21 protein-coding genes are annotated in these 22,497 nt (G+C 54.3%); 12 read left to right on the forward strand and 9 right to left on the reverse strand.

The genetic code is table 11. From position 1 onward, the window contains the following. Positions 1–35: 35 nt before the first annotated feature. From ppx to purM, 4 genes are all read right to left on the reverse strand, one after another. Complete coding sequence (gene ppx / locus AC07P6_RS08300; RefSeq protein ID WP_478316010.1) at positions 36–1,583, reverse strand: exopolyphosphatase; 1,548 nt, start codon at positions 1,581–1,583, stop codon at positions 36–38. Positions 1,584–1,586: 3 nt separating this feature from the next. After that, positions 1,587–3,647, reverse strand: coding sequence for a polyphosphate kinase 1 (ppk1, locus tag AC07P6_RS08305; RefSeq protein ID WP_110272135.1), 2,061 nt, complete (start codon positions 3,645–3,647; stop codon positions 1,587–1,589). 179 nt (positions 3,648–3,826) lie between these two features. After that, positions 3,827–4,468, reverse strand: a complete 642-nt coding sequence (gene purN, locus AC07P6_RS08310; RefSeq protein WP_478316011.1) for a phosphoribosylglycinamide formyltransferase — start codon at positions 4,466–4,468, stop codon at positions 3,827–3,829. Further along, the gene (gene purM / locus AC07P6_RS08315) at positions 4,465–5,502 is read right to left on the reverse strand and encodes a phosphoribosylformylglycinamidine cyclo-ligase (RefSeq protein ID WP_478316012.1); all 1,038 of its coding nucleotides are present in this window, start codon (positions 5,500–5,502) and stop codon (positions 4,465–4,467) included. The genes purN and purM overlap by 4 nt, the downstream gene beginning before the upstream one ends. Positions 5,503–5,766: 264 nt before the next feature. Here purM and bglK point away from each other — a divergent pair, with 264 nt between their 5' ends. The 5 genes from bglK to AC07P6_RS08340 all read left to right on the forward strand — a co-directional run bounded on the left by bglK (position 5,767) and on the right by AC07P6_RS08340 (position 11,095). Further along, complete coding sequence (gene bglK, locus AC07P6_RS08320; protein WP_478316013.1) at positions 5,767–6,660, forward strand: beta-glucoside kinase BglK; 894 nt, start codon at positions 5,767–5,769, stop codon at positions 6,658–6,660. Between the two features lie 13 nt (positions 6,661–6,673). Continuing rightward, positions 6,674–8,104 (forward strand): 6-phospho-beta-glucosidase, encoded by a 1,431-nt coding sequence (locus tag AC07P6_RS08325; RefSeq protein ID WP_434662126.1) that lies wholly within the window; start codon positions 6,674–6,676, stop codon positions 8,102–8,104. Positions 8,105–8,286: 182 nt separating this feature from the next. Next, positions 8,287–8,913 carry a uracil phosphoribosyltransferase gene (gene upp / locus AC07P6_RS08330; protein ID WP_110272141.1) on the forward strand — a complete coding sequence of 209 codons (627 nt, stop codon included), beginning with the start codon at positions 8,287–8,289 and terminating at the stop codon, positions 8,911–8,913. Between the two features lie 95 nt (positions 8,914–9,008). Then, entirely contained in the window at positions 9,009–10,298 is a 1,290-nt protein-coding gene (gene uraA / locus AC07P6_RS08335; RefSeq protein WP_110272142.1) for a uracil permease, read from the forward strand. Between the two features lie 95 nt (positions 10,299–10,393). Next, entirely contained in the window at positions 10,394–11,095 is a 702-nt protein-coding gene (locus AC07P6_RS08340; protein ID WP_220022280.1) for a DnaA inactivator Hda, read from the forward strand. A 42-nt stretch (positions 11,096–11,137) separates the two neighbouring features. On the opposite strand, the gene arsC is transcribed toward AC07P6_RS08340, so the two are convergent. Next, positions 11,138–11,497, reverse strand: a complete 360-nt coding sequence (arsC, locus tag AC07P6_RS08345) for an arsenate reductase (glutaredoxin) (RefSeq protein ID WP_110272144.1) — start codon at positions 11,495–11,497, stop codon at positions 11,138–11,140. 9 nt (positions 11,498–11,506) lie between these two features. Next, entirely contained in the window at positions 11,507–12,970 is a 1,464-nt protein-coding gene (bepA, locus tag AC07P6_RS08350) for a beta-barrel assembly-enhancing protease (protein ID WP_478316014.1), read from the reverse strand. 229 nt (positions 12,971–13,199) lie between these two features. Here bepA and AC07P6_RS08355 point away from each other — a divergent pair, with 229 nt between their 5' ends. Beyond that, positions 13,200–14,276: an AI-2E family transporter gene (locus tag AC07P6_RS08355; RefSeq protein ID WP_434662131.1), complete on the forward strand. Its 1,077-nt coding sequence runs from the start codon at positions 13,200–13,202 to the stop codon at positions 14,274–14,276. A gap of 79 nt (positions 14,277–14,355) precedes the next feature. On the opposite strand, the gene bcp is transcribed toward AC07P6_RS08355, so the two are convergent. Beyond that, positions 14,356–14,826 carry a thioredoxin-dependent thiol peroxidase gene (bcp, locus tag AC07P6_RS08360; RefSeq protein WP_112215491.1) on the reverse strand — a complete coding sequence of 157 codons (471 nt, stop codon included), beginning with the start codon at positions 14,824–14,826 and terminating at the stop codon, positions 14,356–14,358. 3 nt (positions 14,827–14,829) lie between these two features. Beyond that, positions 14,830–15,399 carry a glycine cleavage system transcriptional repressor gene (locus AC07P6_RS08365; RefSeq protein ID WP_478316015.1) on the reverse strand — a complete coding sequence of 190 codons (570 nt, stop codon included), beginning with the start codon at positions 15,397–15,399 and terminating at the stop codon, positions 14,830–14,832. 153 nt (positions 15,400–15,552) lie between these two features. Here AC07P6_RS08365 and dapA point away from each other — a divergent pair, with 153 nt between their 5' ends. The 6 genes from dapA (at position 15,553) to ypfH (ending at position 22,085) form a co-directional block, all read left to right on the forward strand. After that, entirely contained in the window at positions 15,553–16,431 is an 879-nt protein-coding gene (dapA, locus tag AC07P6_RS08370; protein WP_112215492.1) for a 4-hydroxy-tetrahydrodipicolinate synthase, read from the forward strand. Positions 16,432–16,447: 16 nt separating this feature from the next. Next, positions 16,448–17,482: an outer membrane protein assembly factor BamC gene (gene bamC / locus AC07P6_RS08375; RefSeq protein ID WP_478316016.1), complete on the forward strand. Its 1,035-nt coding sequence runs from the start codon at positions 16,448–16,450 to the stop codon at positions 17,480–17,482. A gap of 108 nt (positions 17,483–17,590) precedes the next feature. Next, complete coding sequence (gene purC / locus AC07P6_RS08380; protein ID WP_110272150.1) at positions 17,591–18,304, forward strand: phosphoribosylaminoimidazolesuccinocarboxamide synthase; 714 nt, start codon at positions 17,591–17,593, stop codon at positions 18,302–18,304. A 119-nt stretch (positions 18,305–18,423) separates the two neighbouring features. Further along, a complete protein-coding gene (ypfJ, locus tag AC07P6_RS08385) occupies positions 18,424–19,293 on the forward strand; it encodes a KPN_02809 family neutral zinc metallopeptidase (RefSeq protein ID WP_478316017.1) in 870 nt (289 codons plus the stop codon). 12 nt (positions 19,294–19,305) lie between these two features. After that, entirely contained in the window at positions 19,306–21,309 is a 2,004-nt protein-coding gene (locus AC07P6_RS08390) for a tRNA(Met) cytidine acetyltransferase TmcA (RefSeq protein WP_478316018.1), read from the forward strand. 77 nt (positions 21,310–21,386) lie between these two features. Beyond that, positions 21,387–22,085 (forward strand): esterase, encoded by a 699-nt coding sequence (gene ypfH, locus AC07P6_RS08395; protein WP_182240287.1) that lies wholly within the window; start codon positions 21,387–21,389, stop codon positions 22,083–22,085. 204 nt (positions 22,086–22,289) lie between these two features. On the opposite strand, the gene AC07P6_RS08400 is transcribed toward ypfH, so the two are convergent. Beyond that, the gene (locus AC07P6_RS08400; RefSeq protein WP_110272153.1) at positions 22,290–22,493 is read right to left on the reverse strand and encodes a YpfN family protein; all 204 of its coding nucleotides are present in this window, start codon (positions 22,491–22,493) and stop codon (positions 22,290–22,292) included. Between the last annotated feature and the right edge of the window lie 4 nt (positions 22,494–22,497).

Raw genomic sequence — 22,497 nt, forward strand, 5'->3', positions numbered from 1 at the left:
GAATGGGCCGGTTAGTCCGGCCCATATCAGGTGGATTAAGGCACTATATCAGGCTGTTCTTCTTCGCTTTCGCTAATCTTCAGCCACCAGTCCGGAACGCCTTCCCAGTACTCCTGCTCTTTTTCCAGATCGAGCAGCACCAGCGCATTTTGACTGAACCAGTCATGGGGGAAAACCAGCGTCCAGTGGTTAGCTTCGGTCTTCAGCGTTAAGGTCGGCGGCGTTGTCGTCGCCTGACGCTGATTATTCAGCAGCACGCCGAGGCGCAGGAGCTGGATCAGCGGCAGAAACTGCTTTTTCTTAAACAGCGTAAAACGCGGCAAATCATCCAGCTTAATCGCTTTGCGGTGATAGCGAACCAGCGTTGCCATCAGCATTTGCTGTTCCTGATTAAAACCCGGCAGGTCGCTGTTTTGCAGGATATAAGCCGAGTGACGATGCATGCCGCTATGGTTAATGTTTAAGCCAACTTCGTGCAGCATGGTTGCCCACTTCAGTAGCGCCGCGAGATGTGGATTGGCAAGCTTAGGGTTCTGCTCCTGCCACTGCTCAAACATATGCGTGGTTGTCTCCAGCACCCGACGCGCCTGTTCGCGGTCGATATTGTACTGGTTAGCCAGACTTTGCGCGGTGCGGCTACGAATATCCTGATGGCGGAAACGTCCTTCCATTTCGTACAGGACGCCTTCGCGCAGCGCACCGTCGGACAGGCGCAGTTCCTTAATCGCCAGCGCATCGAACACGCCGCAGAGAATAGCCAGGCCTGGCGCGAAAACGGCTTTTCGGTCTTCAGAAAGCCCCGGCAGGCTAAGAGAGTCGAAATTTTTATATTTCAGCAGCTCTTCGACCAGCATTTCGAGGCGTTCAGGGGTAATAAAGCCATCTTTCTCGCCCATAGCGACCAGCACTTCATGAGCAGCTTTAATGGTGCCGGAGGCACCGAGGGCGACGTTCCAGCCCTGAATGCGGAACTGCCAGGCCAGCGTTTCCAGTTTCTGTACCGCCGACAGGCGCGCGCGCTGGAAATTCTCTTTGCTGATAATACCGCCAGGGAAATAGACCTGGGAAAAGCTGACACAGCCCATGCGACGGCTTTCCACCAGGCGAGGTTCGAAATCCTCGCCAATAACTAGCTCGGTAGAGCCGCCGCCGATATCGATAACCAGTTTACGGCCTCGCTCTGGCTGCGTGTGCTCAACACCCATAAAAATCAGGCGCGCTTCTTCGTTGCCTGGGATTATCTCTATCGGATAGGGGATAACCTTTTCTGCGCGCTTGAGGAACTCAGCTGCGTTTACTGCCTGGCGTAACGTGTGCGTCCCGACGATGCAGACGCTGGAGGGGGAAAAACCCTGCAGGCGTTCAGCAAATAGCGACAGGCAGTTCAGCCCGCGCGTAATGGCTTCTTCGCTCAGCACAGAGTTTTCATCCAGACCATCGGCCAGATGCACCCGCTGTTTAAGGCGACCGATGATCTGCATTGCCCCGTCAACGACGCGGGCGATCACCATATGAAAACTGTTCGAACCAAGGTCGACCGCAGCAAACTCCTGTGGCCGAGGGGTTTTTTCGTTTATTGGCATAGGTTAGTCGGGCTGTTCGAGTGATTTGAGATAGTCGTAAATCGCCGTTTGCGCGCGTACTTTACGGCGATTGCCGCGCGGCACGTAGCGATTACTCAGTTCTTTATCAAGATAGCGTGCTTTGACCGTATCGTTGAACAAGAGATCGAAAATATCCAGCACGCGCTGTTTCAGTCTTGGGTCCAGCAGCGGCGCGGCGACCTCAATACGATAATCGATATTACGCGTCATCCAGTCCGCAGACGATAACCAAACCTGCTTATCGCCGCCATTTTCAAAGAAATAGACGCGGTCATGCTCAAGGAAGCGGTCAACGATACTGGTTACGCGAATATTGTCGCTGATGCCTTCCAGTCCAGGGATCAGAGAACACATGCCGCGAATCAGCAGATTAACCGGCACGCCGGAGCTTGACGCAGCGTACAGGCGATCGACCAGGCCTTTATCGACCAGGTTGTTCAGCTTCAGGGAAATTCCGCAAGGCAGACCATTCTGCGCGTTAGCGATTTCACGGTCGATCATTTCATACAGCAGGCGGCGGGAGTTCTGCGGTGAAACCAACAGATAATCGAAGCTGACCGGACGGTATGGGTTTTCGATAAAGTTAAATACCCGACGAACTTCATTGGTGATGCGCGCATCGGCGGTCAGTAAGGAATAGTCGGTGTAAAGACGCGCAGTTTTTTCGTTGAAGTTGCCGGTACCGATATGCGCATAGCGCACAACTTCATCACCCTCTTTACGGGAAACGAGGAACAGTTTGGCGTGAATTTTCAGCCCTGGCGCCGAGAAGATAACGTGCACGCCGGCTTCGGTCAGACGTTTGGCCCAATGAATATTGGCCGCTTCGTCGAAACGTGCCTGCAGTTCTACCACCACGGTGACTTTCTTGCCGTTGTGAGCGGCATGGATCATGGAATCAATAATCCGCGAATCTTTAGCCACGCGGTAAATGTTGATTTTGATAGCCAATACGTTCGGGTCGAAAGAGGCCTGACGCAGCAGTTCGAGCACGTGTTCAAAGGTGTGGTACGGATAATAGAGCAGCACGTCGCGTTCGCGAATCGCGTCAAATCCGTTGCGGAACTTATCGAACCACAAATGACGCAGGCGCGGCATCGGCTTGTTGACCAGATTGGCTTTGCCAACATTTGGGAAGCCGATAAAGTCTTTAAAGTTGTGGTAGCGTCCACCCGGCAGCATGGAGTCGTAGTTGGAGATAGAGAGCTTATCGCGCAACATTTCGACCATTGCGTCAGGCATATCGCGCTGATAGACAAAACGTACCGGTTCTGCGGTCAGGCGCTGCTTCAGACTGGAGGACATCAGTTCCATCAGGCTCGATTCCATCTCGTGCACCAAATCATATTCGGCATCACGGGTCATTTTCATCGAGTAGGCATTCAGCGCGTCGTAATCGAAGAAGCCTTTAAAGATATCATCCAGGCAGTAGCGCAGAATGTTATCCAGCAGGATCATTGGTTTACGGCGGCGAGGCGCTTCCGGCGGCAGGTTCACAAAACGGGGAACCTTATCTGACGGAATTTCCAACAGCGCGTAATTGATAGTATCCCCGCGGATGATCTCTACCGCCAGATAGGTGTAATCATCTTTCAGAAATTGCACCAAATCCGTTTCACGATTAATCAGGATCGGCGAAATGTGCTGGCGAAGATAGAGTTTGAAGTAATTTCGCAGCCAGGACTGCTGGTTGACGGAGAGTTGACGCTCGTTAATCAGAAAAATCTGGTTACGCGCCATTTCCAGCAGCAGCTCGTTATACAGACCATCAAATTCCTGATCGGCCTTTAGTACACGAGCCTGGATTTTGCCTAGCAGGTGACGAGAGTGGGCGGTACTGCCTTGCTCTTCGCTGATGATGATGCGGCGCTTTAGCTCGGCGAACCGCACTTTATAAAATTCATCGAGGTTGTTGGAGTAGATTCCCAAAAAACGCATGCGCTCAATCAGCGGGTTGCTTTTGTCCGCCGCTTCCTGAAGTACGCGCTCGTTAAAGGACAACCAGCTGAGTTCTTTTTCGATGTATAGCTTTTCCTGGCCCATTACAGCTCACACTCCGTTTTACTCACAGGACATAGACTATTATGACGAAATTTTCCGCATAGCGATTCACTGTGTCACAACAATATGACAGTAAGAAGAACTATTTCTTCGACATGATTGATTGTTAAACGATTTTAATCAAAAAAAAGCCCCGCATGGATAAAACGCAGGGCGATGGGTTATTCTTCAGCGGCGTAGCCCTGGGGCGGTAGCTTTATTTCGTCGAGCCAGGCTTCTTTGCCATCGGTACGCAGACGACCATCGACAAACCAACTGACCACCAGCGGATAGATATCGTGTTCCTGAGCCTGGACGCGAGCGGTGATGTCGTCCTCGGTATCTTCGGCGAAAACCGGCACCTTAGCCTGTAAAACGACCGGCCCGCCGTCCAGTTCGTCGGTAACGAAATGCACCGATGTCCCATGTTCCTCGTCGCCATTTTCCAGCGCCTGGCGATGAGTGTGCAGGCCCGGATATTTTGGCAGCAGGGAAGGGTGGATATTCAGCAGGCGCCCATGATAGTGAGCGACAAACGCCGGGCTGAGAATGCGCATATAGCCAGCCAGTACCACCAGATCCGGCGCATAAGCGTCAATCTCGTGCATCAGTTCGCGATCGAAAGCTTCACGATTAGCGAACTCGCTGGCGGTGAGCGCATGAGCCGGAATATTGGCCTCACGCGCGCGCTCAAGGCCGAACGCATCGGCCTTGTTGCTGAAGACTGCTCGCAGGGTGCCGTTGATTTTTTTCCGGGCGCAGGCGTCAATAATGGCCTGTAGATTACTGCCGTTGCCGGAAATCAGCACCACGATGTTTTTCATTCAATGACCACACGCTGTTCGGAATCAGAGGCTTTGATATAACCCATTTTCCACGCCTTTTCACCTTTCTCATTCAGGAAGGCGATGGCTTTGTCCGCAGCTTCAGCAGGGAGGGCGATAACCATGCCCACGCCGCAGTTAAAGGTACGATACATCTCATGGCTGCTGACGTTACCGGCAGTTTGCAGCCAGTTGAACACTTCCGGCCACTGCCATGAAGACTCATCGATGACTGCCTGAGTGTTGTCCGGCAGAACGCGCGGGATATTTTCCCAGAAACCGCCGCCAGTCAGGTGGGCGATGGCGTGAACGTCAACGTTAGCAATTAGGTCGAGAATGGATTTCACATAGATGCGGGTCGGGGCCAGCAGGTGATCCGCCAGTGACTTACCGTTGAGATCGGTAGTTTGCGGGTCAACGCCGCTCACTTCGATAATTTTACGCACCAGAGAGTAACCGTTAGAGTGCGGGCCACTGGAGGCCAGAGCCACCAGCACATCGCCATCGGCCACTTTGCTGCCGTCGATAATTTCTGATTTTTCTACCACGCCGACGCAGAAACCCGCCACGTCGTAATCTTCGCCATGATACATACCCGGCATTTCCGCCGTTTCGCCGCCGACCAGCGAGCATCCGGACTGTAAGCAACCTTCGGCGATACCGCTGATCACGCTGGCTGCGGTATCCACATCCAGTTTCCCGGTCGCGTAGTAATCCAGGAAGAACAGCGGCTCAGCGCCCTGAACGACCAGGTCATTCACGCACATGGCGACCAGATCGATACCGATGGTGTCGTGACGCTTTAGATCCATAGCCAGACGCAGCTTGGTGCCGACGCCGTCAGTACCAGAAACCAGCACCGGCTCGCGGTACTTCTGCGGCAATGCGCACAGTGCGCCGAATCCGCCCAGTCCACCCATCACTTCCGGGCGACGGGTTTTCTTCACCACGCCCTTAATACGGTCGACGAGAGCGTTGCCTGCATCAATATCTACGCCGGCATCTTTATAGCTGAGAGAGGTTTTATCGGTCACTGCGAAGTCTCCACGCGTTTGCGGTAGCAATAAAAAACGGCGCAATTCTAACAGGGAAAGCAAACGTTTGCGAGCCTGCTTTGCAGTGGACGTAAAACAGTTGCTATGTGCGCAAATTTGATACTGTTCACGAAAATGAAACCGGGTACATTCTTCTGCTTGCCACTGGGCCAGGGAATCACCATCATGCTAATGAAACCGGTTTCTTTTTTATCAATAACAGATAAACCGTGAGTTGGGTGGGATTTAGTAAGGGAGTCGAGGATGAAAATTGCCGCATTTGATATTGGTGGCACGGCGTTAAAAATGGGCGTAATGACCCGAGAAGGCGCGCTGTTGGATAAAGGTAAACAGTCAATAAGCGACAGCGCTGGCGACCAGATTCTGCAGGCGATGCTGGCGTGGATTGCTGCTCATCCAGAATGTGAAGGGGTGGCTATCAGCGCTCCCGGTTATGTGAATCCGCACACTGGCTTTATCGAAATGGGCGGCGCCATCCGTAAATTTGATAATTTCGCCATTAAAACCTGGCTCGAAGAGCAAGTGCGTTTGCCGGTCGCCATTGAAAATGACGCTAACTGTGTGCTGCTGGCCGAGCGCTGGCAGGGCAAAGCCGCAGAAATGGCTAATTTCCTGGTTCTGACCATTGGCACCGGTATCGGCGGAGCGATTTTCTGTAATAACCAACTGGTGCATGGCGCGCGTTTTCGCGCCGGTGAATTTGGCTATATGCAAACGGCGCGTCCCGGTACCCGAGATGTGCGGCGCTACTCGATGAATGAAAACTGCACACTGCGCGTTCTGCGCCATCGCTATGCTGAACATATCGGTAAAGCGCTGGATGAAGTGACCGGTGAAGAAATTTTTGACCGCTACGATGCCGGCGACGCCACCTGTCGGCGTCTGGTTTCCGAATTTTTTAACGGTCTCGGCACCGGGCTTTATAACCTCGTCAACGTGTTCGACCCGCAAACAATTTTAATCGGCGGCGGGATCGTTGAACGGCCGGGCTTTCTGGCGCTGCTGCGCGAACATCTGGCCTGGTTTGGCATTGCGGACTATATCGACACCGTCAGCCACGGCAACGACGCCGGGCTGGTCGGCGCTGTTTACCATTTCAATCAGCAATATCGGTCGCATAGCGGCGACTGCGCATAGATAGGGAGAGAACATGTCTGGATTCAAAGAAGGTTTTCTGTGGGGCGGTGCGGTCGCAGCGCATCAGCTGGAAGGCGGCTGGAAAGAGGGCGGTAAAGGCGCCAGCGTCGCCGATGTGATGACCGCAGGCGCGCACGGCGTGCCGCGTGAAATCACCGATGGCGTGCAGCCGGGGAAAAACTACCCTAATCATGAGGCGATTGATTTTTACCATCGCTATAAAGATGACATTCAGCTGTTTGCCGAAATGGGCTTTAAATGCTTCCGTACCTCAATTGCCTGGACGCGTATCTTCCCGCTGGGCGATGAGCTGGAACCGAACGAAGCTGGACTGCAGTTTTACGACGATCTCTTTGATGAGTGCCTAAAGCACGGCATCGAACCGGTCATTACGCTCTCTCACTTCGAAATGCCGTACCACCTGGTGACGGAATATGGCGGCTGGCGTAACCGTAAGCTGATTGATTTCTTCGTTCGCTTTGCGCAGGTCGTGTTTACCCGCTATCAGCATAAAGTGAAGTACTGGATGACCTTTAACGAGATCAACAACCAGGCGAACTTCCACGAAGATTTTGCGCCATTTACTAACTCCGGACTGAAATATCTACCCGGCGAAGACCGCGAGCCGGTCATGTATCAGGCGGCGCACTATGAGCTGGTCGCCAGCGCCCTGGCGGTTAAAGTGGCTCGCGAAATTAACCCGACATTGCAGATTGGCTGCATGATCGCCATGTGCCCGATTTACCCGCTGAGCTGTGCGCCCAACGATATGATGATGGCGATGAACGCCATGCATCGTCGCTACTGGTTCACTGATGTTCACGTGCGCGGCAAATATCCTCAGCACCTGCTGAACTACTTCGAGCGTCGCGGTTTTGCGCTGGATATTACCGAAGAAGATCGCGTGGCGCTGACTCAGGGCTGCGTCGACTATATCGGCTTTAGTTACTATATGTCGTTCGCCACCAAAGCGACCGAGGATAATCCGCAGTTGGATTACGATGAAACCACCAGCCTGGTTTCCAATCCGTACGTGCAGAAGTCGGACTGGGGCTGGCAGATTGACCCGGTCGGGCTGCGCTACTCCCTGAACTGGTTCTGGGATCACTACCAGCTGCCGCTGTTTATCGTCGAGAACGGTTTTGGCGCTATCGACGTGCGCGAGGCTGATGGCTCGGTGGATGACCAATATCGTATCGACTACCTCTCTGCGCATATTGCCGAGATGAAAAAAGCAGTTGTTGAAGACGGCGTTGACCTGATGGGTTACACCCCGTGGGGCTGTATCGACCTGGTCTCGGCGGGCACTGGCGAGATGAAAAAACGCTATGGCTTTATCTATGTTGATAAAGACAATGAAGGCAACGGTACGCTTGAGCGTAGCCGCAAGAAATCTTTTGCCTGGTATCAGCAAGTTATCGGCAGCAACGGCGAAAAGCTGTAAATTGCCGCAAAGCCCCATCCAGCCCCGCGTTCGCGGGTTTTTTTTATTTTGTCTTATACTGGCTCAGGCACCGTAAAGCATTTTGGTTGATCCCGGTCAAACATATCGGCTATGGCGTAAAAGGTAAAAGGCGGTATAATCCGGCGATTTTTTTTGTGGCTGCCCCTCAGAGGAGAAAGAGAATGAAGATCGTGGAAGTGAAACACCCACTCGTCAAACACAAGCTGGGCCTGATGCGCGAGCACGACATCAGCACCAAACGCTTCCGTGAACTCGCCTCAGAAGTGGGCAGCTTACTGACTTATGAAGCCACTGCCGATCTGGCGACCGAGAAAGTCACTATCGAAGGCTGGAACGGTCCGGTAGAAGTCGAGCAAATCAAAGGTAAGAAAATTACCGTTGTGCCGATCCTGCGCGCAGGTCTGGGAATGATGGAAGGCGTGCTTGAGCACGTGCCGAGCGCACGTATCAGCGTCGTGGGCATCTATCGTGACGAAGAAACCCTCGAGCCGGTTCCTTACTTCCAGAAGCTGGTGTCCAATATTGACGAACGTATGGCGCTGGTAGTTGACCCGATGCTGGCAACCGGCGGTTCAATGATCGCCACTATCGACCTGCTGAAAAAAGCGGGCTGCACCAGCATTAAGGTGCTGGTTCTGGTGGCAGCGCCGGAAGGTATCGCCGCGCTGGAGAAAGCGCATCCGGATGTGGAAATGTACACCGCATCAATTGACCAGGGGCTTAACGAGCACGGATACATTATTCCGGGGCTCGGCGATGCCGGCGATAAGATTTTTGGTACGAAATAAATGATGAAGTAGAAAAAGCCGACTTTGATAGTCGGCTTTTTTTTGAATAAAACACACCAACAACAACCAACAAACGACTCTCAGAGGAAAATGCCATGACGCGCCGTGCTATCGGGGTGAGTGAAAGACCGCCGCTTTTACAGACAATCCCGCTTAGTTTGCAACATCTGTTCGCCATGTTTGGCGCAACGGTACTGGTGCCCGTTCTGTTTCATATCAACCCGGCCACGGTACTGCTGTTTAACGGCATCGGAACGCTGTTATATCTTTTCATCTGCAAAGGCAAAATCCCGGCTTACCTTGGATCGAGCTTTGCCTTTATTTCCCCGGTACTGCTGTTGTTGCCGCTGGGCTACGAAGTTGCCCTCGGCGGCTTTATCATGTGCGGCGTGCTGTTTTGCATCGTCTCTTTTATTGTCAAAAAAGCCGGTACCGGCTGGCTGGATGTGATGTTTCCCCCGGCGGCGATGGGCGCGATTGTTGCGGTTATCGGGCTGGAACTGGCGGGCGTTGCGGCGAACATGGCCGGACTGCTGCCTGCGGACGGGCAAGCTCCAGATACCAGGACTATTATCATTTCGATGGTGACGCTGGGCGTGACGGTATTCGGTTCGGTACTGTTCCGCGGTTTCCTGGCGATTATCCCGATTTTGATCGGCGTGCTGGTGGGCTACGCGCTCTCTTTTGTAATGGGCGCGGTCGATACCACGCCAATCGCCGAGGCTCACTGGTTCGCGCTGCCGACCTTCTACACGCCGCGCTTTGAATGGTTTGCGATTTTCACCATTCTGCCTGCCGCGCTGGTCGTCATCGCCGAGCACGTTGGGCATTTAGTCGTGACGGCGAATATCGTCAAAAAAGATCTGCTCCGCGATCCGGGCCTGCATCGTTCAATGTTTGCTAACGGGTTTTCGACCGTTATATCCGGCTTTTTTGGCTCGACGCCAAACACCACCTACGGTGAGAATATCGGCGTGATGGCGATTACCCGCGTTTACAGCACCTGGGTTATCGGCGGGGCGGCTATTATTGCGATTCTGCTCTCCTGCGTTGGTAAGCTGGCGGCAGCAATCCAGATCATTCCGCTACCGGTCATGGGCGGCGTGTCTCTGCTGCTGTACGGCGTGATCGGCGCGTCGGGTATTCGCGTGCTGATTGAATCAAAAGTGGATTACAACAAAGCGCAGAACCTGATTCTGACCTCCGTTATCCTGATCATCGGCGTTAGCGGTGCGAAGGTGCATATTGGTGCCGCAGAATTGAAAGGTATGGCGCTGGCGACCATCGTGGGTATCTGCCTGAGCCTGATCTTCAAACTGATCAGCGTTCTGCGCCCGGAAGAGGTTGTTCTCGACGCGGCGGACAGCGAAGAAGCAAAACATTGATCCTTATACCGGGCGGCGATCCCGCCCGGTTCTCTCCTTACCTATTTGTGTGCTAAACTCTTCGCGTTTTTCTGAAAGCCTATGTTGAGGTCCATCTGAACGCACCGGCACAGCTCTCTTTGCCACTGTATCTTCCCGATGATGAAACTTTCGCGAGTTTCTGGCCGGGCGATAATCCTTCTCTTCTTGCTGCCCTTCAGAACGTGCTGCGGCAGGAACATAGCGGATACATCTATATCTGGTCACGCGAAGGGGCGGGGCGCAGCCATTTATTGCACGCCGCCTGCGCGGAACTTTCCCAACGTGGCGACGCGGTGGGCTACGTTCCTTTGGATAAACGGACGTGGTTTGTGCCAGAAGTGCTGGACGGAATGGAGCAGCTATCGCTGGTTTGCATCGATAATATTGAATGCGTGGCGGGCGATGAACTGTGGGAAATGGCGATCTTCGATCTCTATAACCGGATCCTTGAATCGGGCAAAACCCGGTTGTTGATTACCGGCGATCGGCCTCCGCGCCAGCTCAAACTGGGGCTGGCGGATTTGGCATCGCGCCTCGATTGGGGGCAAATCTACAAGCTGCAGCCGCTATCAGATGAAGATAAGCTTCAGGCACTGCAGCTGCGTGCCAGATTGCGCGGCTTCGAGATGCCGGAAGATGTGTGTCGTTTTCTACTTAAGCGGCTGGATCGCGAAATGCGCTCGCTGTTCATGACTCTCGATCAGCTCGATCACGCCTCGATTACCGCTCAGCGCAAATTGACGATCCCGTTCGTGAAAGAAATCCTGAAGCTTTAGGCTGTGCGCCGCAACGTTCAAACCCGTTACGGCGCGTTGCTTTTAGCTCACAATTTCCAAAACTTGCTCAGGTGGGCGGCCGATTCTTGCTTCGCCGTGGCTCACTACGATAGGCCGTTCAATCAGCTTTGGATTGTCGATCATCGCCTGGATTAGCGCATCTTCGCTAAGCTGTGGGTTAGCGAGATCCAGCGATTTATACAGATCTTCTTTCTGGCGCATCAATTCACGAGCGCTGGCCATCCCCAACATCTTCAGCAGCTGACGCAGCGTGGCGGCGTCCGGCGGCGTCTCCAGATAGAGCACTACCTCAGGATCGATGCCGTTGGCTTTCAGCAGGCTTAATGTGTCGCGACTTTTGGAGCAGCGAGGGTTGTGATAGATTTTGACCGTATCGGACATGAGATCTCCTTACATTTTCTGGTACGGTTTGAAGCGTTCTTGCAACTGACGCAGCTGATCGATGCGCGCATCGTAGCGAGCCTGTTGCAAACTGCCTAATTTCACCTGCGAGCTGGCGCTGCTGAGCAGCGTAATGGCCTGATCGAGTCGGCCAACCAGCGCCATGCCTTCAGCCCGTGCCGCCAGCTCCTGATCGCGATTGCCCAGCTTGGCTTCTGCTTGCGCCAGTAAATCCCAACCGTTGACATCATCTTTATAATTAAAAGTGTAGCGATTTAGGATATTCGCCGCTTCTGCCGGTTGCCCGCCTTCCAACAAGGCGTTGGCAAGGTTTAATTGCAGCACCGGATTGGTTCGCAGTTCACGGGCACTTTTCAGGCGATTAATCGCCTCCGTCGCTTTCTTCTGCCCAAGGTCAATATCGGTTGCCAGGTCAAGATACCAGGCATTTTGCGAATCGGCACTCAGCAGCGGCTGCAGCGTTTTGCGCGCCAGATCGTAATTGTTATTGCCCATCGCCAACAGGGCGCGACCGTATTGTGCAGCATGTTGTTCGCGGATATTACCTTTCTCCCAGCTGCTTAGCAGATCATTGCCTAGCTTGTTGTCGCCGGAGGTGTACATGCCAAGCGTACGGGCTTTCGCCAGATAGAAGTCAGCTGAGGACTGGACGACGACCGGGCGCATTTGGTTTGCGCGGTTGCGGGCGTCGGACAGACGGCTTTCCGGCAGGGGGTGCGTCAGCAGCATTTCCGGCGGACGAGTAGAGTAGCGCGATTCATCAAGCAGCTTGCCCATAAACGCTGGCATTGCCTGCGGATCGAAACCAGAACGCTGAAGAACCTGAATACCAATGCGGTCGGCCTCTTCTTCGTTTTGCCGGGTAAAGCTGATCATTCCCTGCTGGGTTCCCGCCAGGGTCCCGGTGAGCGCCGCCATCCCGGCTTGCGGACTTGCCATCGCCAGAAGAATCGATCCCAGCGCGCCGACCCAGGTCAGCGGAGCGTTACGCTTTTGATCTTCCATCGCGCGGGCAAGGTGGCGCTGGGTGACGTGAGAAATTTCGTGCGCCATGACCGACGCCAGCTCGCTTTCGTTATCGGAATAGCGGAAAAGGGCCGAGTGCAGCACAACGTTACCGCCGAAGAAGGCAAAGGCGTTAATTTGATCGTTATTGATCAGATAAAAGTGGAACGGCGTTCGCACTGAATTGGCGTGCGAAACCAGACGCATACCTAAGCCGTTAATGTATTGCACCAGCAGTGGGTCATTGATCAGCGGTGCGCTGCCGCGCAGCTGGCGTACGTAGTAATCCCCCATCTGCATTTCCTGGCCAATGGAGAGCGTGCTTCCTGCGGAGGTGCCCATGTCCGGCAGGGTGTCTGCGGAGTCGGCAAAAGCAGGTAATATCGAACCCAGCGTCAGCGACGCTATGACGGTTGCCACCAGCGTTTTCTTCAACTGCCTGAACATAACCTCAATCCTGTAATGTAGGTGTGCCAGTTTGACCGATTGTGCGGCGTAATGTTCCCTGACCGCAAGCAAGTTCAGCGAGTTTAGCCGTCGTTAGCGGCGTTGCAAATATCATATTCACCCGGTCATTAATGTTTGTGGTTTTACCCATAAAAAGCGAAGTCTTTTTTGTGACATTTCGATACAATTCCCGAGATTGTTACAGCTTTGCTCTTCAGGGAAGGGTTTTATGCTTCAGATGTTAATGCAGTGGTACCGCCGTCGGTTCAGCGATCCGGAGGCGATAGCGCTGCTGGTCATTTTGCTGGCCGGTTTCGGCATTATGTTTTTCTTCAGCGGCCTGCTGGCACCTCTATTAGTGTCCATCGTGCTGGCCTATCTGCTTGAATGGCCAACGGTCAGGCTGGAGCGTATCGGTTTTTCTCGTACCTGGGCCACCTCGGTGGTCCTGATTCTGTTCGTCGGCATTCTGCTATTGATGGCGTTTGTGGTGATGCCGGTTGCCTGGCAGCAGGGCATTTATCTGATTCGTGATATGCCGGGGATGCTGAACAAACTTTCTGATTTTGCCGCGACGGTGCCGCGCCGCTATCCGGCCTTAATGGATGCCGGAATTATCGACGCCATGGCGGAGAATATGCGCGGGCGGATGTTAACCGTCGGTGATTCGGTAGTGAAATATTCGCTTGCCTCGCTGGTCGGGCTGCTGACTTTGGCGGTCTATCTGGTATTGGTGCCGCTGATGGTTTTCTTTCTGCTGAAAGACAAAGAGCAGATGCTTAACGCCGTGCGCCGTGTGCTGCCGCGCAATCGCGGACTGGCAGGGCAGGTGTGGAAAGAGATGAACCAGCAAATTACCAACTATATTCGCGGTAAGGTGCTGGAGATGATCGTCGTCGGCGTGGCGACGTGGATTGGTTTTATCCTTTTCGGGCTTAACTATTCATTGTTGTTGGCGGTGCTGGTTGGGTTTTCAGTACTGATTCCCTACATTGGTGCTTTTGTGGTTACCATTCCAGTGGTCGGCGTGGCGCTGTTTCAGTTTGGCGCGGGCACCGAATTCTGGAGCCTGTTCGCGGTTTACCTGATTATTCAGGGGCTGGATGGCAACCTGCTGGTGCCGGTGCTGTTCTCCGAAGCCGTTAACCTGCACCCGCTGGTGATTATTCTGTCGGTGGTTATCTTCGGCGGCCTGTGGGGATTCTGGGGCGTGTTCTTCGCGATTCCACTGGCGACGCTAATCAAAGCGGTGGTGCATGCCTGGCCGGATGGCCTGATAGTGGAAGACACAGAAGAAGAGAATTAGCGCAACGCTTACTGATGAGCGGCAAAAAAAGACGCCGGGTGGTTTGAAACCGACCCGGCGTCTTGCGTTTGTCTGTGCGTCAGGCGTTTTCTTTCAGCCAGTTCAGCACCACGTCGTGGTGATTGCTGGTTTTGAAATCATCAAACACATGTTCGATTTTGCCGTCGGCATCGATGAGGAAGCTCGTACGGTGAATACCGTCGTAGGTTTTCCCCATAAACGTTTTTTCACCCCAGATGCCAAACTGTTCGCATACCTGATGATTCTCGTCAGACAGCAAAGTAAAGTTCAGCAGCTCCTTTTCGGCGAAGCGGGAGAGTTTTTCTGGTTTATCAGTACTGATACCCAGTACTTCAACGCCTGCTTTTTTCAGGTCGTCCATATTATCGCGTAAACCGCACGCTTGTACGGTGCAGCCCGGGGTCATGGCTTTCGGGTAAAAATAAACCAGAACACGCTGTCCCTGGAAGTCGGTCAAATTTACTTCCTCGCCGTCCTGGTCTGGTAAGCTAAATTTCGGTGCAATGTCACCGGCTTTCAGTGGGTTCATTACTCAAACTCCATCCTGTTCATCATGCTGTGAATAATTAACGATGTTAATACTGCCTTGTGCATTCAGTTCTGTACATAGGGCTTTGAACGCTTGTTCGATATTTGATGCATTTTGCGTAGTCGGGCTATGGGCGGTGATTTGGATAAAAAGCTGCGCTGAATCGTCGTTCGCTCCCGGGTGGGTGCGGGAAACCAGCTCGGCAATGTTCATTTTCCACGTATCGCACAGGGCAGTAAATCGCTCAATAATATGCGGCGAATCCGGCACCTCAACCTGAACCCAGACGGTGTTTTGCATCGCCTGATGCGGCCTTGCGGTTGTACGCTTCATTACGATCAGCAGATCAAGCTCGGCACCTTTCAGCGGCAGAGTCGATTCAATCAGGTTAATCGCATTCCACGAGCCGGAGAGCAGCATGATAAACGTAAACTCGTCACCAAGCATGGCCAGCCGGCTGTCTTCGATATTACAGCCGCAGCTGCTGACGTGGCGAGTGATTGTATTCACGATGCCAGGGCGATCAGCACCCAACGCGGTAATAACCAGATAGTGTTGTAATGAGGCTGTCAAACCTGTTCTTCCTTTAAAAAGGTGAGGTAACATTAGGAAAGCATAAAAAAAACCGGCATACAACATCCCTGATGGCATCGGGTCTCTTGCTTTTATTGCAGCACCAAACGTAACATTGAGAATCTTGTCCCACTTCTGCTCTGAGGATGGCCCATGTTTACGGGAAGTATTGTAGCGCTTATCACGCCGATGGATGAAAACGGTAACGTCTGCCGGTCAAGCCTGAAAAAACTGATTGATTACCATGTCGCCAGCGGTACCTCGGCGATCGTTTCGGTAGGCACTACCGGAGAGTCCGCAACATTGAGCCATGAAGAGCATGGTGATGTAGTTATGCAGACGCTGGAGCTGGCTGACGGACGCATCCCGGTTATCGCGGGTACCGGTGCAAATGCAACCGCAGAGGCGATTAGCCTGACCAAGCGGTTCAACAATAGCGGTGTGGTTGGCTGCCTGACGGTTACGCCTTATTACAACCGTCCGACCCAGGAAGGCCTGTTCCAACACTTTAAAGCTATTGCAGAACATACTGACCTGCCGCAAATCCTGTATAATGTGCCGTCCCGTACCGGCTGCGATATGTTGCCGGAAACCGTCGGTCGTCTGGCGGAAGTTAAAAATATTATCGGTATTAAGGAAGCGACGGGGAACTTAAGTCGAGTTCATCAGATCAAAGAGCTGGTTTCAGATGACTTTATTCTGCTGAGCGGCGATGACGCGACCGGAATGGACTTTATGCAGCTTGGCGGTCACGGCGTGATTTCCGTAACCACAAACGTTGCGGCGCGCGAAATGGCTGAAATGTGCCGATTGGCTCTGGCTGGCCAATTCGCCGAAGCTCGGGCGATTAATCAGCGTCTGATGCCGTTGCATACAAAATTATTTGTCGAACCCAACCCTATCCCGGTCAAATGGGCATGTAAGGCGTTGGGTCTTGTGGCGACCGATACGCTACGCCTGCCGATGACCCCGATTACCGAAAACGGTACTAAGGTTGTCACCGCAGCGTTGAAGCATGCCGGTTTGCTGTAAAGTTTAGGGAGATTTGATGGCTTACTCAGTACAGAAGTCGCGCCTGGCGAAGGTTGCGGGTGTTTCGCTGGTTCTACTCCTCGCGGCCTGTAGTTCTGACTCGCGCTATAAGCGTCAGGTGAGCGGCGACGAGGCCTATTTGCAGGCAACGCCGCTTAGTGAACTTCACGCGCCAGCAGGGATGATCCTGCCGGTTCAGGTGGGTGATTATAATATTCCGGTTGCGACCAGCACCGGTAACACAGGCAAGGCTCTGGATATCCGTCCTCCGGCTCAGCCTCTGGCGCTGGTTAGCGGCGCGCGCACTCAGTTTAACGGTGATACCGCGACGCTGATGGTGGAGAACGGTCGCAGCGGTTCGCTGTGGGCGCAGGTGGCAAGCATCGTGCAGTCGAAAAACTACACTATCGCGAAACGCGACGATGCCAGCCAGACGCTGAATACCGACTGGGTCGAATGGAATCGCCTCGATGAAGACCAGCAGTACCGTGGTCGCTATCAAATCTCAGTTAAACAGCAGGGCTATCAGCAAGCAGTGGTCGTGAAGCTGGTGAATCTGGAGCAGGCGGGTAAACCGGTTGCCGATCCGGCTTCGCTGCAGCGCTACAGTACTGCCATGCTGAACGTCATTTCCGAAGGTCTGGATCTGAACGCTACCAGCGCTCAGAATGCCGCGCAGAAAAATGCCGGGGCGACCTTCGACGTGCAGAGCGGTGCGGATGATACCGGCCTGCCGATGCTGGTCGTTCGCGCACCGTTTAACCTGGTGTGGCAACGCCTGCCGGGCGCGCTGGAAAAAGTGGGTATGAAGGTAACCGATAGCTCCCGTTCTCAGGGTAGCTTCTCCGTGACCTACAAACCGCTATCCGACAGCGGCTGGACCGATCTGGGCGCTCGCGACCCGCAGTTGGTATCCGGCGATTATAAACTGCAGGTCGGGGACCTCGATAACCGCAGCAGTCTGCAGTTCATCGACCCGAAAGGACATACCCTGACGCAGTCGCAAAATGACGCCCTGGTTGCCGTATTCCAGGCCGCATTAAGTAAGTAATAAACAGGGCTGGAGTAATCCGGCCCTTTTTAATGTATAGTGACGCAAACGTGTGCGTCAGCAGAAAAGCACAAATTTTTATCGTTAATCATCACTGGAGTGACAAAGATGCAAAAGCTAGCTGAGTTGTATCGTGGTAAAGCGAAGACCGTTTACAGCACCGAAAACCCGGATCTGCTGGTACTCGAATTCCGTAACGATACGTCAGCAGGTGACGGTGCTCGCATTGAGCAGTTCGATCGTAAAGGCATGGTGAACAACAAGTTCAACTATTTCATTATGAGCAAACTGGCGCAAGCGGGTATCCCGACCCAGATGGAAGCGCTGTTGTCCGATACCGAATGTCTGGTGAAAAAGCTGGATATGGTGCCGGTGGAGTGCGTTGTGCGTAACCGCGCTGCCGGTTCGCTGGTGAAACGTTTAGGGATTGAAGAGGGCATCGAGCTGAACCCGCCGCTCTTTGACCTGTTCCTGAAAAACGACGCCATGCACGACCCGATGGTCAACGAATCCTACTGCGAAACTTTCGGCTGGGTGAGCAAAGAGAACCTGGCGCGTATGCAGGAACTGACCTACAAAGCTAACGACGTGCTGAAAAAGCTGTTTGACGATGCGGGCCTGATCCTCGTGGACTTCAAGCTGGAGTTTGGTCTGTTTAAAGGCGAAGTGGTGCTAGGCGACGAGTTCTCTCCGGACGGTAGCCGTCTGTGGGACAAAAAGACCATGGATAAAATGGACAAAGACCGTTTCCGCCAGAGCCTCGGCGGCCTGATTGAAGCCTATGAAGAAGTTGCCCGCCGTCTGGGCGTAGAACTGGACTAATCCCCCGACGCCAGAGGAAACCCTCTTCTTCTGGCGCTCTTCTTGCTGTTTCCTGTGGTAATCCTCCGTTGAACCGCCTACGATCTCATACATTGGTTTTATGATGAATTGAGGTGCTTATGCGTTGGCAAGGGCGTCGCGAAAGCGACAATGTTGAAGATCGCCGTGGTCAATCCGGTTCACCGATGGGCGGAGGTGGCGGTTTTCGTCTCCCCAGCGGGAAAGGCGGTATCGTGCTGCTGATTATCATTGTGGTGGCGGGATATTACGGCGTTGATTTAACCGGCATGTTAACCGGTGAACCGGTGTCACAACAGCAAACCACCACTCAACGCTCTATTAGTCCACAGGATGAAGAAGCCGCGAAGTTCACTAAAGTGGTTCTGGCGGATACGGAAGATACCTGGGGCACGATTTTTAAAGACATGGGTCGTCAGTATCCGCAGCCTAAGCTGGTGATGTATCGCGGCGCGACGCGAACCGCCTGTGGTACCGGCCAGTCGGTGATGGGACCGTTCTACTGTCCGGCGGATAGCACAGTGTACATCGACCTGTCATTTTACGATGAGATGAAAACTAAGCTCGGCGCGGGCGGCGACTTCGCTCAGGGTTACGTTATCGCCCATGAAGTCGGCCATCATGTACAAAAGCTGCTGGGTATTGAGTCGAAAGTGCGCCAGCTACAGCAGAATGCTTCACCAGCGGAAGCGAACCGCCTGTCAGTGAAAATGGAGCTACAGGCGGACTGCTTCGCGGGCGTCTGGGGCTACAATATGCAGAAGCAGGACGTGATGGAGGTTGGCGACCTGCAAGAGGCGCTGAACACCGCAGAGGCGATTGGTGATGACCGCTTGCAGCAGCAGAGCCAGGGACGCGTGGTGCCGGACAGCTTTACTCACGGTACATCGCAGCAGCGCTATACCTGGTTTAAACGCGGCTTCGATAGCGGCGACCCGGCGCAGTGCAACACCTTTGGCAACGTGCTGTAATTGCCGTCTGTCATGGATGAACTGCTTCACCTGACGGCGCAAATGGCGCGTGAGGGCATCCGTCGTCTGCTGGTGCTCAGCGGCGATGATGCCTGGACTTTCAACCAGGCACAAAATCTGCGTACTCTGTTGGCTGGAGATGGGCTGTGGGTTGGCCCGCAGCCGGTGCCGGAGCCGTATACGCCTCCCGGTGCACTGAAGATCCTGCTGGGCCGGGAATTCCAGCATGCTTTTTTCGATGCGCGTGAGGGGTTTGACGTCGCGGCATTTGCGGCGTTAGCCGGTACGCTGCGCGCAGGAAGCTGGCTGATCTTGCTGATCCCCGATTTTTCCCAATGGTCGACCCGGCCTGACGCAGACTCTCTGCGCTGGAGCGACACTCCCGAGCCGGTCCCCACGCCAAATTTTGTCTATCGTTTCTGCCAGCAAATTATTGCCGATAATGATTCTGTCCTCTGGCGGCAGGGGAATGAGCTGACATTACCCGCTTTCCCGTTTCGTGAATCCTGGCATCCCGCTGATGGTCAGCCGCAGGCGGAGCAGGCCGCCGTTCTTGCCGAATTGGCTGACTTCCCTCCCGGTATCGCCGCCTTAACCGCCGAGCGCGGACGAGGTAAATCCGCTCTGGCGGGAATGCTTATTCGCCAGCTGGCAGGCGATGCTATCGTTACGGCACCGGCGCGTGGAGCCACAGATGTGATGGCGGCTTTTGCAGGTGAAGGCTTTCGCTTTATGGCTCCCGATGCGTTACTGGCATCAGAGCGCAACGCTTCGTGGCTGATTGTTGATGAGGCCGCCGCCATTCCGGGGCCGCTGTTGCGCCAGCTGGTTGAGCGTTTTCCGCGTACTCTGCTCACGACTACTGTTCAGGGCTACGAAGGCACCGGGCGCGGTTTTCTGCTTAAGTTTTGCGCCGGTTTTGCCCATTTGCGGCAGTTTAGTTTGACGACGCCCATCCGCTGGGCATTGGGCTGCCCGCTGGAGGCGGCTATCGCGCAGTTGCTGTTGTTTAGCGATGAGACCTTCCAGCATGCGCCTGCTGGCGACACGGTACTGGAAAACATCAGTCAGACCAGTTGGCAGCAGCAGCCCGCTTTACCGGAGGCGATGTATCAACTGCTCTCCGGGGCGCACTATCGCACTTCTCCTCTCGATTTACGCCGCATGATGGATGCGCCGGGGCAGCACTTTACCTGCGCCCGCAGCGGTGAGCACATCGCTGGTGCGCTGTGGCTGGTGGAAGAGGGCGGTCTTGAGCCATCGCTCAGCCAGGCTGTGTGGGCTGGATATCGCCGCCCGCGTGGTAATCTGGTGGCGCAATCCCTCGCGGCGCACGGCGGAAGCCCGCTGGCGGCGACGCTCATGGGGCTACGTATCAGTCGTATTGCCGTACACCCGGTGCGCCAGCGCGAGGGGCTTGGGCAACGGCTGGTCGATTGGGCGGCGTCTCAGGCGTCGGAGCGGGACTATCTCTCGGTCAGTTTTGGCTACACACCCGAACTGTGGCGTTTCTGGGATAGCTGCGGTTTTATGCTGGTGCGCCTGGGGACTCATCGGGAAGCCAGCAGCGGCTGTTATACCGCGATGGCGCTCTATCCCATCAGCGCGGCTGGTCGACATCTGGCTCAGCAGGAAATCCGCCGGTTACTGCGCGATGAACACTGGCTTTGCGACTGGCGAAATGAGTCGTTGCCGCTGACTAGACTGGAAGAAGCGGCTATCTTTACTGAAGAGGATTGGCTGGAGGCTGCGGGCTTTGCGTTTGCCCATCGCCCGCTGCTGGCGGCGGTTGGTAGCCTCAATCGGCTGCTCATGCAGGTGAATTTACCGCTACCCGCTTTGCGTGCACGCCTGCAACGCCAGGATGAAGCGGAACTTTGCCGCACGTTACAACTCTGCGGGCGAAAAGCGCTGCTGGTCAGGCTGCGCGAAGAGGCGGCGCTGGCATTATCTACTCTCAATGCAACCCGCGCTGATGCTCTGCGCCAGCAGGTCAAAATGCTGCAATTTTTTTAACTAACTCCTTCAGTTAAATGGCATGGTCATATTTCACATGCGGCGTAAACTTCCTTGCAGACATTAAGGAGACAGCCATGAAACACGATCATTTTGTTGTTCAAAGCCCCGCGACCCCTGCACAGCAACTGCTGCTGCTGTTTCATGGCGTCGGCGATAACCCGGTTGCCATGGGGCAAATCGGCAGCTGGTTTGCGCCGCTCTTTCCCGATGCGCTGATTGTCAGCATCGGCGGCGCGGAGCCGTGCGGACCGCCTCCGGGACGCCAGTGGTTCTCCGTGCAAGGTGTTACCGAAGAAAACCGCCAGCAGCGCGTGGATGCCATTATGCCGACCTTTATCGAAGCCGTTCGCTACTGGCAGCAGCAGAGCGGCGTTAGTCCGCAGGCGACGGCGCTGATCGGCTTCTCGCAGGGGGCGATTATGTCGCTGGAGAGCATTAAGGCGCAGCCGGGGCTGGCATCGCGGGTGATTGCGTTTAACGGCCGCTATGCAACTCTGCCGGAGAAGGCGACCACGGCGACAACAGTCCATCTGATTCACGGCGGTGAGGATCGTGTTATCGATCTGGCGTGGGCAGTCGCCGGGCAAGAAGCGCTCCAGCAGGCCGGTGGGGATGTGACGCTGGATATCGTTGAAGACTTGGGACACGCGATTGACGATCGCAGCATGCAGTTTGCCCTCGATCATTTGCGTTTTACCGTGCCGAAACACTATTTTGATGAAGCGCTCAGCGGCAGCACGCCGAAAGATGACGATCTAATCGAACTGCTGTAAATAGAAAACCCGGAGGCGATGCTACGCATCTGTCCGGGCTACCAGACCCACATACGGCAGTGAACCCGTAGCCCGGGCAAGGCGCGTCAAGCGCCGCCCCCGGGAAAATAGCGGCATACTGTGTTAATTTCCCGAAGGCGATGCTGGGCATCTGTTCGGACTACCGGATCTGCAGGACCCGTAGACATAACTGAAGTAAGACGCTTACTTTTTCTTCGACTGGCCGTTCTTAGGCCAGTCATCCTCATCGTCCCACTTATCGTTGCAATCGCGATGCGGAGGCAGCTCCGGCTTATTGTTGAGAAATTTTTTGTGGTCAACGCGACTCAGATCCTTAATCACGTTAATCATCACGCCCACTAAAAATACCAACACCAGAATCCACCAGTATTTCGTTAGCCAATCCATGCGC

It is taken from the genome of Klebsiella sp. GFKo11 (assembly GCF_056490265.1).